The 13,557-nt window shown below is 72.3% G+C and carries 10 protein-coding genes; 8 read left to right on the top strand and 2 right to left on the bottom strand.

Going from position 1 to position 13,557, the window contains the following annotated elements; all coding sequences use genetic code 11:
- The first annotated feature begins 219 nt into the window (after positions 1–219).
- From IE225_RS30365 to IE225_RS30335, 7 genes are all read left to right on the top strand, one after another.
- The gene (locus IE225_RS30365) at positions 220–1,029 is read left to right on the top strand and encodes an NAD-dependent epimerase/dehydratase family protein (RefSeq protein WP_190060864.1); all 810 of its coding nucleotides are present in this window, start codon (positions 220–222) and stop codon (positions 1,027–1,029) included.
- 402 nt (positions 1,030–1,431) lie between these two features.
- Positions 1,432–2,202 carry a DeoR/GlpR family DNA-binding transcription regulator gene (locus tag IE225_RS30360; RefSeq protein WP_190060863.1) on the top strand — a complete coding sequence of 257 codons (771 nt, stop codon included), beginning with the start codon at positions 1,432–1,434 and terminating at the stop codon, positions 2,200–2,202.
- A 149-nt stretch (positions 2,203–2,351) separates the two neighbouring features.
- Positions 2,352–3,722: an ABC transporter substrate-binding protein gene (locus tag IE225_RS30355; protein ID WP_190060862.1), complete on the top strand. Its 1,371-nt coding sequence runs from the start codon at positions 2,352–2,354 to the stop codon at positions 3,720–3,722.
- Positions 3,719–4,669: a carbohydrate ABC transporter permease gene (locus tag IE225_RS30350; protein WP_190060861.1), complete on the top strand. Its 951-nt coding sequence runs from the start codon at positions 3,719–3,721 to the stop codon at positions 4,667–4,669. The genes IE225_RS30355 and IE225_RS30350 overlap by 4 nt, the downstream gene beginning before the upstream one ends.
- Complete coding sequence (locus IE225_RS30345; protein ID WP_190060860.1) at positions 4,666–5,520, top strand: carbohydrate ABC transporter permease; 855 nt, start codon at positions 4,666–4,668, stop codon at positions 5,518–5,520. Before IE225_RS30350 ends, IE225_RS30345 begins: the two co-directional genes overlap by 4 nt.
- Positions 5,517–6,506, top strand: a complete 990-nt coding sequence (locus IE225_RS30340) for a zinc-dependent alcohol dehydrogenase family protein (RefSeq protein WP_190060859.1) — start codon at positions 5,517–5,519, stop codon at positions 6,504–6,506. The genes IE225_RS30345 and IE225_RS30340 overlap by 4 nt, the downstream gene beginning before the upstream one ends.
- A gap of 71 nt (positions 6,507–6,577) precedes the next feature.
- The gene (locus IE225_RS30335) at positions 6,578–7,804 is read left to right on the top strand and encodes a TerD family protein (RefSeq protein WP_190060879.1); all 1,227 of its coding nucleotides are present in this window, start codon (positions 6,578–6,580) and stop codon (positions 7,802–7,804) included.
- Positions 7,805–8,077: 273 nt separating this feature from the next.
- On the opposite strand, the gene IE225_RS30330 is transcribed toward IE225_RS30335, so the two are convergent.
- Both IE225_RS30330 and IE225_RS30325 read right to left on the bottom strand, forming a co-directional pair.
- Positions 8,078–9,520 (bottom strand): alkaline phosphatase PhoX, encoded by a 1,443-nt coding sequence (locus tag IE225_RS30330; protein ID WP_190060858.1) that lies wholly within the window; start codon positions 9,518–9,520, stop codon positions 8,078–8,080.
- Positions 9,521–10,018: 498 nt separating this feature from the next.
- A complete protein-coding gene (locus IE225_RS30325) occupies positions 10,019–11,395 on the bottom strand; it encodes a hypothetical protein (protein WP_190060857.1) in 1,377 nt (458 codons plus the stop codon).
- A gap of 331 nt (positions 11,396–11,726) precedes the next feature.
- Between IE225_RS30325 and IE225_RS30320 the strand changes: the two genes are divergently transcribed.
- Positions 11,727–13,553, top strand: coding sequence for a DUF8508 domain-containing protein (locus IE225_RS30320; protein ID WP_190060856.1), 1,827 nt, complete (start codon positions 11,727–11,729; stop codon positions 13,551–13,553).
- The last annotated feature ends 4 nt before the right edge of the window (positions 13,554–13,557 follow it).

Raw genomic sequence — 13,557 nt, 5'->3', positions numbered from 1 at the left:
GGTCAAGCGCACCAACCCCCGCCGTACCAGCGGATTCACGCCGGATCACGACTCTTGACGCGTGACGCCACGACTCCGTAGCGTGTCCACGCTTGTGAATGCCGTCCGCGTATGCGGCCCTCGGTCTCGGCGGTTCCGACGGTCCCGAGGCTCCGACGACTCCGAGGCCCCGACGGCCCCGAGGCCCTGGCGGCCCCCGACGACCAAGGAGAGCCACCGATGCCCGCTCCCCGCACCGTTCTGCTCACCGGAGCCGCCGGCGGGCTCGGCACCCTGATGCGCGGCCTGCTGCCCGAGTACGGCTACACGCTGCGCCTGCTCGACGTGCGGCCCGTCGAGGGCGAGCCGGACGCGATCACCGCGGACCTCGCCGACCTCGACGCGCTGCGCGAGGCGGTGCGCGGCGTCGACGCGATCATCCACCTCGCGGGCATCTCCCTGGAAGCCCCGTTCGAGAAGATCCTCAAGGCCAACATCGAGGGGACGTACCACCTGTACGAGGCGGCCCGCGAGAAGGGCGTGCGGCGGATCGTGTTCGCCTCCTCCAACCACGCCGTCGGCTGCACCCCGCGCCCGCGGGACGGCGACCCGCTGATCCCGGTCGACACCCCGCGCCGCCCGGACACCTTCTACGGCCTGTCGAAGTCCTTCGGCGAGGACCTGGCGCAGCTGTACTGGGACAAGCACGGCATCGAGACCGTCTCGGTGCGCATCGGCTCCTGCTTCCCGGAGCCGACCAGCGTGCGGATGCTGTCGCTGTGGCTGAGCCCCGCCGACGGCGCCCGCCTCTTCCACGCCGCCCTGACCGCGCCGGACGTCGGCCACACGGTGGTCTACGGCTCCTCCGCCAACACCCGCCTGTGGTGGGACCTGTCCACCGCGCGGGCGCTGGGCTACGAGCCGCGGGACGACTCCGAGCCGTACGCCGCGCAGCTGATCGCCGAGCAGGGCGAGCTCGACCCGGACGACCCGGCGCACGCCTGCCTGGGCGGCCACTTCGTCACCGACCCGCCGATCTGGCCGCACTGACCGGCACCGGCACAGAACCGACACGGCACGGCACGGCCCCGGCACGACACCGGCACGGCACGGCGCCGACACCGGCGCGAAACCAGTACAAAACCGGCGCGGCCGGAGGGGACCGGCGGACCGCCGCGACGCGGCCGGAAACCGACGTCCAGGGGGCGGGCGGGCGCCAAACGGGCCCGCCCGCCCCCCTTTTCGGGCATCCGCCGTGCCCGCTCCCACCGGCCCACCTGCAGCGGCGCAGGTCCGCCACGGGCACCGGCCGGTCGAAGCGGGCAGGAACGGGCAGGAACGGATCGGCAACAAGCCTGGTCAGCGCCGCGTGCCCGCTGTAGAACTTCCTCCACGGGCCCCACCGGGCCCGAACGGGCAACGCAGCACGGGCACGGGAGGCGGTGTCGGCCAATGGCGGCCAGGACAGCGGAGGAACGGCAGCGGGAGATCGTGCGGGTGGCGCGCCGCGCCGGCTCGGTCGACGTCGCCGAGCTCGCCGCACTCCTCGGTGTGGCCAAGGAGACCGTGCGGCGCGACCTGCGCACGCTGGAGGACCACGGGCTGGTGCGCCGCACGCACGGCGGCGCCTACCCCGTGGAGAGCGCCGGCTTCGAGACGACGCTCGCCTTCCGCTCCACCAGCCACGTCCCCGAGAAGCGCCGGATCGCGGCCGCCGCGGCCGAGCTGGTCTCGGACGCCGAAACCGTGTTCATCGACGAGGGTTTCACCCCGCAGCTCATCGCCGAGGCACTGCCCAAGGACCGGCCGCTGACCGTGGTCACCGCTTCCCTGCCGGTCGCCGGCGCGCTCGCCGAGGCGGAGAACACCACCGTCCTGCTGCTCGGCGGCCGGGTCCGCTCCGGCACACTGGCCACCGTCGACCACTGGACGTCGAAGATGCTCTCCGGGTTCGTGATCGACCTCGCCTACATCGGCGCCAACGGCATCTCCCGCGAGTACGGCCTGACCACGCCCGACCCCGCGGTCAGCGAGGTCAAGGCGCAGGCCGTGCGCGCCGCGCGGCGCACCGTCTTCGTGGGCGTGCACACCAAGTTCGGAGCGGTCAGCTTCTGCCGGTTCGCCGAGGTCGGCGCGCTGGAGGCGATCGTGACGAGCACGCTGCTGCCCGCCGCCGAGGCCCACCGCTACACCCTGCTGGGACCGCAGGTCATCCGCGTCTGACGCAAGCACACAAACGCACAAGCACACAGGCATCCGGAGCATCCGGATCACCAGCGCCCGGACGACGCATTCGCGGCGCCCCGGAGGACACCGCCCCTCCCCCCTCCCTTGTCACCACGCATGTACGGATATATGCCAAGGAGTACCCCATGCGAACCCAGAGCCGACGGGCGCCACGGACCCTGATCGCCGTGGCCGCCGCAGGGACGCTGCTCACTCCCTTCCTCGCCGCCTGTTCGGGTGCCGGCGGGTCCGGATCGTCCGGCGGCCACTCCATCAACGTCCTGATGGTGAACAACCCGCAGATGGTGGAGCTGCAGAAGCTGACCGCCGCCCACTTCACCAAGGACACCGGGATCAAGGTGAACTTCACCGTCCTGCCGGAGAACGACGTCCGGGACAAGATCAGCCAGGACTTCGCCAACCAGGCCGGGCAGTACGACGTCGCCACCCTCAGCAACTACGAGATCCCGATCTACGCCAAGAACGGCTGGCTGCACCCCCTGGACTCCTACGTCAAGAAGGACACCGCCTTCGACCAGGCCGACGTCCTGCGCCCGATGACGCAGGCCCTCACCGCCGGCGACGGCAAGCTCTACGGCGAGCCCTTCTACGGCGAGTCGTCCTTCCTGATGTACCGCAAGGACGTCTTCGCCAAGGCGGGCGTGACCATGCCGGCCAAGCCCACCTGGAAGCAGGTCGCCGCCCTGGCCGCCAAGGTGGACGGCGCCCAGCCCGGCATGAAGGGCATCTGCCTGCGCGGCCTGCCCGGCTGGGGCGAGGTGATGGCGCCGCTGACCACGGTCGTCAACACCTTCGGCGGCACCTGGTTCGACAAGGGCTGGAACGCGCGGCTCACCTCCAAGGAGTTCAAGGAGGCCACGAAGTTCTACGTCGACCTGGTCCGTAAGCACGGCGAGTCCGGCGCCGCCCAGTCCGGCTACGCCGAGTGCCTGAACAACATGACGCAGGGCAAGACGGCCATGTGGTACGACGCCACGGCCGGCGCCGGCTCCCTGGAGGCCCCCGGCTCCCCGGTCAAGGGCAAGATCGGCTACGTCCCGGCCCCGGTCGAGAAGACCCAGAGCTCCGGCTGGCTCTACACCTGGGCCTGGGGCGTCCAGAAGGCGTCCAAGCACCCCGACGACGCCTGGAAGTTCATCTCCTGGGCCTCCGGCAAGGGCTACGAGAAGCTCGTCGGCAAGACCGCGGGCTGGGCCAACGTGCCGGCCGGCAAGCGCTCCTCCACCTACGACATCCCGGAGTACCGCAAGGAGGCCGGCGCCTTCGCCGACGTCACCCGGGCCGCCATCGCCGGCGCCAAGCCCGAGGACCCCGGTGTGCAGCCGCGGCCCGCGCCCGGCATCCAGTTCGTCGGCATCCCCGAGTTCACCGACCTGGGCACCAAGGTCTCCCAGGAGATCAGCTCCGCCATCGCCGGCCGGCAGTCCGTGGACAGCGCGCTGCAGAAGTCGCAGAAGCTCGCCGAGGCCGTCGGAAAGAAGTACCAGGGATCATGACCGTCACCGCTCCCCCCACCCGGGTCGCCGCCGCCTCCGCGCGGTCGGCGGCCCGGCGGCCGAACCGTATGCGCGCGTGGGCCACCCGGGCCCCGCTGCTGCCCGCGCTGGTCTTCATGATCGCCGTGACGCAGCTTCCGTTCGTGGCGACCCTGGCGATCTCGTTCTTCGACTGGAACGCGCTGTACCCGGACGACCGCCACTTCGCGGGCTTCGCCAACTACTCCGAGGTCCTCAGCACGCCCGAGCTGCGCAAGTCGGTGTGGACGACCGTCCTGCTCACCGTCACCGTGGTGCTCGTCAGCCTGCTGCTCGGGCTGCTGCTGGCCCTCCTGCTGGACCGCCGCTTCCGGGGCCGGGCCGCCGTGCGCACCCTGCTCATCGCCCCCTTCCTGCTGGTGCCCATCGCCTCCGCCCTGCTGTGGAAGCACGTGCTGTACAACCCCGAGTACGGCCTGTTCAACGGCGTCCTGCACTGGCTCGGCGGAAACGGGGCGCCCCAGCCGGACTGGATCTCCGACATGCCCCTCGCGGCGGTCGAGGCCTCGCTGATCTGGCAGTGGACCCCGTTCATGATGCTGATCCTGCTGGCCGGACTGCAGAGCCGCGACCCCGAACTGGTCGAGGCGGCCCGGATGGACGGCGCGAGCGACTGGCAGGTGTTCGTCCACCTCACCCTGCCGCACCTGCGCCGCTACCTCGAACTGGGCGTGCTGCTCGGCTCGATCTACATCGTGCAGAACTTCGACGCGGTGTACACGATCACCTCCGGCGGCCTGGGCACCGCGAACCTGCCGTACACCATCTACCAGACCTTCTACCAGGCGCACGAGAACGGGCTCGCCTCCGCGGCCGGCGTCCTCGTCGTCATCGGTTCGATCATCCTCGCGACCTTCGCGCTGCGCGTCGTGTCGTCCCTGTTCCGGGAGGAGGTGTCCCGCGCATGAGCGGCGTCGCCGTACGCACCCGCCCCCGTCCCCGTCTGCGGGGAGCCGGTCTGGGCCTGGTGGCCTGGCTGGCGGGGATCCTCTTCGTACTGCCCCTGGCCTGGATGGCCCTGACCTCCTTCCACTCCGAGGCGGACGCGGCCACCAACCCGCCCTCCCTGGCCGCCCCGCTCACCCTGGACAGCTACCGCGAGTTCTTCGGCGCGGGCGGCGGCGCGAGCCCCTGGCCCGCACTGATCAACTCGGTGACCGCCTCGCTGGCCTCCACGCTGCTGACGCTGCTGCTGGCGCTGCCCGCCGCGTACGCGCTGTCCATCCGGCCGGTGAAGAAGTGGACGGACGTGCTGTTCTTCTTCCTGTCCACCAAGATGCTGCCGATGGTGGCCGGCCTGCTGCCGATCTACCTCTTCGCCAAGAACGCCGGCCTGCTCGACAACGTCTGGACGCTGGTCGTCCTCTACACCGCCATGAACCTGCCGATCGCGGTGTGGATGATGCAGTCCTTCCTCTCCGAGGTCCCGGTCGCGATCATCGAGGCCGCGCAGATCGACGGCGCCCGCCTGCCGACGATCCTGGCCCGGGTGGTCGCCCCGATCGCCCTGCCCGGCATCGCCGCCACCTCGCTGATCTGCTTCATCTTCAGCTGGAACGAACTGCTCTTCGCCCGGGTCCTCACCGGGGTCGTCGCCGAGACCGCCCCGGTCTTCCTGACCGGCTTCATCACCAGTCAGGGCCTGTTCCTGGCCAAGGTGAGCGCCGCGTCGCTCGTCATCTCCCTGCCGGTGCTCGCCGCGGGGTTCGCCGCCCAGGACAAACTCGTCCAGGGCCTGTCGTTGGGAGCCGTGAAATGAAGGCCGCCGTCATCGAGTCCGTGGGACGTGCCGTCGTCACCGAGGTCCCGGACCCGACGCCAGGGCCGCGCGAGGTCGTCGTCGAAGTCGCCGCCTGCGGGCTGTGCGGCACCGACCTGCACATCCTCCAGGGCGAGTTCGCGCCCAAGCTGCCGCTCGTGCCCGGGCACGAGTTCGCGGGCGAGGTCGTCGCCGTCGGCACCCAGGTCACCGAGGTCGCGGTCGGCGACCAGGTGGCCGTCGACCCCTCCCTGCACTGCCACGAGTGCCGCTACTGCCGCACCGGCCACGGCAACCTGTGCGAGCGCTGGGGCGGCATCGGCGTGACGACGGCGGGCGGCGCGGCCCGCTACGCCCTCGCCCCGGTCGCCAACTGCGTCAAGCTGCCCGAGCATGTCCGCACCCAGGACGCGGCCCTGATCGAGCCGCTGTCGTGCGCGGTGCGCGGCTACGACGTCCTGCAGTCCCGGCTCGGCGCGCACGTCCTGATCTACGGCTCCGGGACGATGGGCCTGATGATGCTGGAGCTGGCCAAGCGGACCGGCGCGGCGAGCGTCGACGTCGTGGACATCAACCCCGCCCGCCTGGAGACCGCCGAGCAGCTCGGCGTGTCGCGGACCGCGGGCAATGCGGACGAGCTGGACCGGCCCGAGGGCTGGGACGTCGTCATCGACGCCACGGGCAACGCCGCCGCCATCCAGGACGGCCTGGAGCGGGTGGCCAAGGCCGGCACGTTCCTCCAGTTCGGCGTGGCCGACTACGCGACCCGGGTCACCATCGACCCGTACCGCATCTACAACCAGGAGATCACCATCACCGGCTCCATGGCCGTCCTGCACAGCTACGAGCGCGCCGCCGAGCTCTTCGCCAACGGCGTGCTCGACCCGGACGTGTTCATCAGCCACCGCCTGCCGCTGGAGCAGTACCCCGACGCGCTGGCCCAGTTCGCGGCGGGGGTGGGACGGAAGATCGTCGTGGTGCCGTGACCCGGTCCCCCGGCCGGCGGTGGGTAAGGGAACGGTAAAGGGGAGTCGTTCGTTCTCGGGGCATGACCGCTATGACCCCTGGCTCGAACATCCCTCTTACCGCCGTGCGCGTGACGGTGGACGTCGCCGCCCCGGTGCGGCTCGACGTGTCGGGCCTGCTGCTCACCGCCGACGGCAAGGTGCGTTCCGACGACGACTTCGTCTTCTACAACCAGCCCGCGGCCCCGGGTGTGACCTACCGCCCGGGCGGCGGCGCCGCCCCGGACGCGATCACGGTCGACACCGCGGCCGTCCCGTCCGGCATCGAGAAGATCGTCGTCACCGCCAGCCCGGACGCCGCGGGGCAGACCTTCCGGGGCATCGAACCGACGGCCACCCTGCGCGACGCCGACGACGGTTCGGTGCTGGCCACCTTCACGCCCCCGCAGCTCGGCAGCGAGACGGCCCTGGTGGTCATGGAGATCTACCGGCGGGGCGGCCAGTGGAAGGCCCGCGCGGTCGGCCAGGGGTACGCCAACGGACTGGCCGGCATCGCGACCGACTTCGGCGTGACCGTGGAGGAGCCCGCCCCGGCCGCCCCGCAGCCGGTCACTCCTCCGCAGCCGGTCACTCCTCCGCAGCCCGCCGCTTCCCCGCAGCCGACCGCTCCCCCGCAGCCGGCCGTCCCGCCCACCCCGGCGGTGTCCGCGCCGCCGGCTCCCGCCCGGCCCGCGGACACCGGGAAGATCAACCTCGACAAGGGCCGCGTCAGTCTGCGGAAGAACCAGACCGTCTCCCTCGTCAAGGGCGGCCGCCCACTGCTCTCCCAGGTGCAGATGGGCCTCGGCTGGGAGCCGGCGTACCGCGGCCGGGACATCGACCTGGACGCCTCCGTCATCGCCTTCGGCCCGCGGCGCGACCACATCGACAGCTGCTACTTCGGCAAGCTGACCATCCTGGGCGGCGCGATCCGCCACTCCGGCGACAACCTCACCGGCGAGGGCAGCGGCGACGACGAGGTGATCACCGTGGACCTGGGCCGGCTGCCGCAGGAGGTCACCGGCCTGGTCTTCACGGTGAACTCCTTCTCCGGCCAGAAGTTCACCGAGGTCGCCAAGGCCTACTGCCGCCTGCTGGACGCCGCCACCGGCGAGGAGCTGGTCCGCTTCGACCTCACCCACGCCGAGGCGGAGACCGGCGTGATGATGGCCAAGCTGATCCGGCAGTACTCCGGGGAGTGGGAGATGACGGCCATGGGCGACTTCGTCCACGCCCGCACGGTACGGAACATGGTCAAGCCCGCGGCCCAGGCGCTCTAAGAGCTCCGAACAAAAAGGGAGTCCGATCAGCTCGCGGCGTCTGGTGCGTGCGATCGCAAGGCGCCGGAGCGCCCTCGTGGCGGAGCCACGTGGGCGTTTCGGCAACGCGGCTGGGGGTCCCCCCTGGTCGAAGACCTTGGGGGAGTGCGTGCCAGGCGTCGCGAGCCGGGCGCCCTTTTTGTTCGGAGCTCTAAGCGCCCCGCGCGTCCCGCGGGGCGGGCGCGCCGGCAGCGGCTCCCCTGCGGGAGGGGGCGTCGCTGCCGGCGGGGCCGGCTATCCCTTCTGCCGCTTCCAGGGCCCGGTGATCGCCAGCATGATGCCCGGCTCCTGGATGTTGGCGAACAGGACACGGCCGTCGGGCGAGAAGGTGACGCCGGTGAACTCGCTGTACTCCGGCTTCTCCGTGGTGCCGATGTTCAGCTCGTTGCGGGCGATGGGGTAGGTGCGGCCGCTCTCGGTGGCGCCGAAGAGGTGCTGCACGCCCTCCCCGTCCTCGGCGATGACGAGACCGCCGTAGGGAGAGACGGTGATGTTGTCGGGGCCGTCGAAGGCACCGTCCTTCGCCGGGTCGGGGTTGACGCCGAGCAGGACCTTCAGCGTGAGGGTGCGGCGCCGGGGGTCGTAGAACCAGACCTGGCCGTCGTGCTGGACGGGGCTCTCCTCGCGGGCGTAGGAGGACACGATGTAGGCGCCGCCGTCGCCCCACCACATACCCTCCAGCTTGCGGGCGCGGGTGACCTGCCCGTCGGTGAACTGCTTGCGCACCGAGACCGTCTTCGCGTCGCGGTCGGGGACGTCGACCCAGTCGACGCCGTACACCGTGCCGATCCTCGTGGCGCGGGAGAGGTCGTCGACGAACCTGCCGCCGGAGTCGAAGCACTTGAAGGCCTGCAGGACACCCGCGTCGTCGGCGAGGGTGCGCAGCCTGCCGCGGCCGTGACGGAAGCCGGCCGGCGGGGTCCAGCGGTAGAGCAGGCCGTTGGGACCGGAGGCGTCCTCGGTGAGGTAGAGGTGCCCGCGCTTGGGGTCGACGACGACGGCCTCGTGGGCGTACCGGCCCAGCGCCTTGACGGGCTTGGGGTCGCGGTTGGCGCGGCGGTCGGCGGGGTCGACCTCGAAGACGTAGCCGTGGTCCTTGGTCATGCCGTTGACGCCGGCCTTGTCCTCGGTCTCCTCGCAGGTGAGCCACGTGCCCCACGGGGTGCGGCCGCCGGCGCAGTTGGTGGAGGTGCCGGCGATGCCGACCCACTCGGCGACCCGGCCGCCGGGGCGGACCTCGACCACGGTGCAGCCGCCGGAGGCCGCGGGGTCGTAGACCAGGCCCTCGGTGAGCGGCACGGGGTACGTCCAGTTGGCGCGCGGGCCCTTCAGTTCGTGGTTGTTGACGAGCAGGGTGGTGCCGCGGGGGCCGTCGAAGGTGGCGGTGCCGTCGTGGTGGGACGGCGTGTACTCGCCGGACTCCAGCCTGGTCCTGCCGCTGTAGGTGATGATCTCGTAGGAGAAACCGGCCGGGAGGGCGAGGATGCCGTCCGGGTCGGGCAGGAGGGGGCCGTAGCCGACGCCGTGGCCGTGCGCCGCAGCGTCCCCGCCGGCGTCGGTGTCCGCGGCCGCCAGGGCGTTGGGTGCGGTGGCGAGGGCGCCGACGCTGCCCGCCAGGGCGACCCCGGCGCCGGTGAGCACGGAGGTTCTGGCGAAGTCCCTGCGAGTGAGCGACATGGTGTCTCCTGTGACGGTGGGAGTGCCGTGGAGGGTGGCGACCTCGGGTCGGCGACACCGTCGCGCCCACGTGTGAACAAGGGCTGAACGGCGGGCGACGCCATCGGACCCGCTTCCATGAACCCGCCCATTGTTCCCCAGGAAAGCCCCAAGCAGACCCCACGACCGGGCAAAGTCGGCCGGTCGGGCGCCTCGCGGGTCCCGTGGGGACGGGTGGCGGTCCCGCGCCGGGCGCACCCCTCGGGCGCACCCCTCGGACGCCGTCCCCGACGGCTGCCCTGACCTGCTGTGCTCGCCTGCCGTCCTGGCCTGCTGTCTTCGCCCGCCGTCCTGACCTGCCGCGCTCGCGCGGCCCCGGACGTCGCGCCCCCTGCCGCGACCGCGCCGCCCCGGGCGCCGTGACCGTCTGCCGCGGCCGCACCGCCTGAAAGCCCGTAGACCTGCAGGCCGTAGACCCGTAAGTCCTTGGACCCGTAGGTCCGTAGACCCGTAAGCCCGTCAACCCCCTTGCTGCGAGCGCGCCTTGAACGCCGCCCTGCGGGCCTCCTTGGCGACCTTCCGGTCCGGGTGCAGGCGTCCCATCGCCTCCAGCACCTCGGCGGTGGCGGGGTGGTCCACCCGCCAGGCGCCGGTGAAGAAGTCGTCGTGCCGTTCGGCCAACGCCTCGACGAGGAAGCGCAGTTCGCCGGAGTCGTCCTCGGCGGCGAGCTGCGCGGCCACGGTGTCGACGGTGAGCCAGAACACCAGGTCCTGCGACGGGGGCGGCACGTCGGCCGCGCCGCGCTCGGCCAGCCAGACCCGGGCCAGTCCGCCGAGTTCGGCGTCGTCGAGGACCTCGCGCAGCGCGGGTTCGGCCGCCTCCCCGAGGAGGGCGAGGGCCTGCTGGCAGCGCAGCCGGCGCAGCGGTGCGCCGGGGTCGGCGCCGCGCGAGGCGGCGAGCAACTCGCGGGCTGCATCAAGGGGTTGACGGAGGGCCAGCCACTGCTCGGTCTCGGCCCGGGCGGCCGCGGGCGGGAAGCCGGCGATGCCGTCCAGCAGCGCGTCGGCGCCCTTGCCGGCGAGGTCGCCGACGGCGGGGGCGTTCCGGCCGGCCGCCAGCAGCCGCGCCCGCAGGCCGTACCGGCCGAGCGGGGTGAGGCGCACCATGCCGTAGCGGGCGACGTCCGCCGCGTCGATCGGGCCGGGCGGTTCCTCGGGGGCGTCCCCGGCCAGCAGCGCCTCGTCGACCGGCCGGTACTCCACGAGGCCGGTCGGCGCCAGGGCGCGGAACTGCCCGTCGAGCCGGACCAGGGCCTCGGAGACCCGCTCCAGCATGTCGTTGGTGGGCCGGCCGGCGCCGTCGGGCACGATCACGGACGCGGCGAGCGCGGGCAGCGGCACGGGGCCGTCCTCCGCGTCGGCGGTGAGCAGGTAGAGGCTGCCGAGCACGTCGTCGAGGAACCTCGCCCCGGCGGTGTTCCGCCCGGCTCCGCCCGGGCCGTCGCCGGGGGCGGCGGCGCCGGCGAGGGCGGTCTCCAGCACGCCGCGCCACACGCGGAGGACGTCCCGCGGGGAGCCGCCGGTCAGCAGCGCCACGTCCGGGCCCGCCGTGACGGTGCCCGCTTCGCCGTCGGCGATCTCCACGAGTCCGGCGGCGAGCGCGATCCGCCAGGCTTCGCCCGCCGGTTCCGTGTCGTCCGCGCCCAGCCCGAGCGCCTCGGCGGCGGCCGGCAGCTGCTCGGCCACCAGCGCCCCGTCGGCGTCCACCCGCGTCCGCGGCCCGGCCCAGCGGGCCAGCCGGGCGGCGCGCGAGAGCAGCGGGGCGGTGAGCGCGTCCCGCGCCAGCTCGGCCTCGGAGGGCAGCCGGACCGGCGGCAGGGAGGAGCTGTCTGGCATCGGCGAAGTTCTCCTGGACGGGGTGACGGCCGTACGACGGCGGACACGCCGGGGGTGCTGTGTATCCGGGTATCCGGGTGTCCGCGTATCCGGCGTTCAGCCTAGACGGGTTTCCCCCGATGCCGCCCGGTTCATCTCCCCGTCGGGCGATGTCCATGGCCGAAACCTTGACAACAGGCGCGGCCAGGCTGGAAATTGACGCGCGTAGAAATCGTGCACGACCGTTCACCGACTTCTCCGCGCGCCGCCACCCCCCCCACCGGTCGCGCCCGCGCCCGTCCGACGCTCCACCCTCGTCCCGACGCACTGCCACGTCCCCGGAGGGAATCCCTTGCCGAGCACGTCCTCCACGCGGCTCGCCGCGCTCACCGTCGCCGCGGTCTGCTCCGCGGCCTCCACGATCGTCCTGACCTCGCCCGCGCACGCGGCGGCCGTACGCATCCACGACATCCAGGGCACGACCCGCATATCGCCGTACGCCGGGAAGGCGGTCACGGACGTGGCCGGCGTCGTCACCGGCGTGCGCACCTACGGCTCCTCCAGAGGGTTCTGGATGCAGGACCCGAGCCCGGACGCCGATCCGGCCACCAGCGAGGGCGTGTTCGTCTTCACCGGCTCCACCCCGAAGGTGGCCGTCGGCGACGCGGTCACCGTCTCCGGCACCGTCTCGGAGTACGTGCCGGGCGGCACCTCCAGTGGCAACCAGTCCCTGACGGAGATCACCAGGCCGACGGTGACCGTCGTCTCCGGCGGCAACGCGGTGCCGGCGCCCGTCGTCGTCGACGCCGACTCCGTACCGGACGCCTACGCCCCGGCCGGCGACCCCGCGGCGAACGGCTCGGTCAACGGCCTGACGCTGCGGCCGCGGACCTACGCCCTGGACTACTACGAGTCCCTGGAGGGCATGAACGTCCAGGTCGCCGACGCCCGCGTGGTCGGCGCCACCGACGCGTACGCCGAGCTGTGGGTCACGGTGAAGCCGCACGAGCACCCGACCCGCCGCGGCGGCACCCTCTACGGCTCCTACGCCTGGCAGAACACCGGCCGGCTGCAGATCCAGTCCCTCGGCCCCGCCGCCGGCTTCCCCGTCGCGAACGTCGGCGACACCCTGGCCGGCACCACCACCGGCCCGCTCGACTACAACCAGTACGGCGGCTACACCCTGGTCGCCGGCAAGCTCGGCACCCTGGAGAGCGGCGGCCTGCAGCGGGAGTCGACGCGCCGGCAGCACCACGGCGAGCTGGCCGTGGCGACGTACAACGTCGAGAACCTCGACCCGTCCGACGGCACCTTCGCCGCACACGCCTCCGCGATCGTGAACAACCTGAAGTCGCCCGACATCGTCTCCCTGGAGGAGATCCAGGACAACAGCGGCGCCACCGACGACGGCACGGTCGACGCGAGCCGGACCGTGACCGAGCTGATCGACGCGATCGTCGCGGCCGGCGGCCCGAGGTACGACTGGCGCTCCATCGACCCGGTCGACGACCAGGACGGCGGCGAGCCCGGCGGCAACATCCGCCAGGTGTTCCTCTTCAACCCCGAGCGGGTCTCCTTCACCGACCGGCCCGGCGGCGACGCCACCACCGCCGTCGGCGTCACCGAGGAGCACGGCAGGGCGGCGCTGACCGTCTCCCCCGGCCGCATCGACCCCGCCAGTGACGCGTGGAAGTCCAGCCGCAAGCCGCTGGTGGGCGAGTTCGTCTTCCGCGGCCGCACGGTCTTCGTGATCGCCAACCACTTCGCCTCCAAGGGCGGCGACCAGGGCCTGACCTCGCAGTACCAGCCGCCCACGCGCAGCTCGGAGACGCAGCGGCACCTGCAGGCCGCCGAGGTGAACACGTTCGTCAAGAGCATCCTCGACGTGCAGAAGAACGCCGACATCGTCGCGCTCGGCGACTTCAACGACTTCGAGTTCTCCGGCACCGCGCAGATCCTCGAGGGCGACGGCGAGCTGTGGTCGGCGATCAAGTCGCTGCCCAGGAGCGAGCGGTACACCTACGACTACCAGGGCAACAGCCAGGTCCTGGACCAGATCCTGGTCAGCCCGGCGATCCGGCGCGGCTGCGACCTCGACTACGACAGCGTGCACATCAACGCCGAGTTCCACGACCAGATCAGCGACCACGACCCGCAGGTGCTGCGGTTCCACCCGTAGCGCG

It is taken from the genome of Streptomyces echinoruber, from assembly GCF_014651135.1.
Taxonomy (GTDB): Bacteria; Actinomycetota; Actinomycetes; order Streptomycetales; family Streptomycetaceae; genus Streptomyces; species Streptomyces echinoruber.
This window is presented reverse-complemented; position numbering and strand designations above follow the sequence as displayed.

Coding starts and splice junctions, on each gene's coding strand:
- IE225_RS30365 (WP_190060864.1), top strand. CDS start 220: ATGCCCGCTCCCCGCACCGTTCTGCTCACCGGAGCCGCCGGCGGGCTC.
- IE225_RS30360 (WP_190060863.1), top strand. CDS start 1,432: ATGGCGGCCAGGACAGCGGAGGAACGGCAGCGGGAGATCGTGCGGGTG.
- IE225_RS30355 (WP_190060862.1), top strand. CDS start 2,352: ATGCGAACCCAGAGCCGACGGGCGCCACGGACCCTGATCGCCGTGGCC.
- IE225_RS30350 (WP_190060861.1), top strand. CDS start 3,719: ATGACCGTCACCGCTCCCCCCACCCGGGTCGCCGCCGCCTCCGCGCGG.
- IE225_RS30345 (WP_190060860.1), top strand. CDS start 4,666: ATGAGCGGCGTCGCCGTACGCACCCGCCCCCGTCCCCGTCTGCGGGGA.
- IE225_RS30340 (WP_190060859.1), top strand. CDS start 5,517: ATGAAGGCCGCCGTCATCGAGTCCGTGGGACGTGCCGTCGTCACCGAG.
- IE225_RS30335 (WP_190060879.1), top strand. CDS start 6,578: ATGACCCCTGGCTCGAACATCCCTCTTACCGCCGTGCGCGTGACGGTG.
- IE225_RS30330 (WP_190060858.1), bottom strand. CDS start 9,520: ATGTCGCTCACTCGCAGGGACTTCGCCAGAACCTCCGTGCTCACCGGC.
- IE225_RS30325 (WP_190060857.1), bottom strand. CDS start 11,395: ATGCCAGACAGCTCCTCCCTGCCGCCGGTCCGGCTGCCCTCCGAGGCC.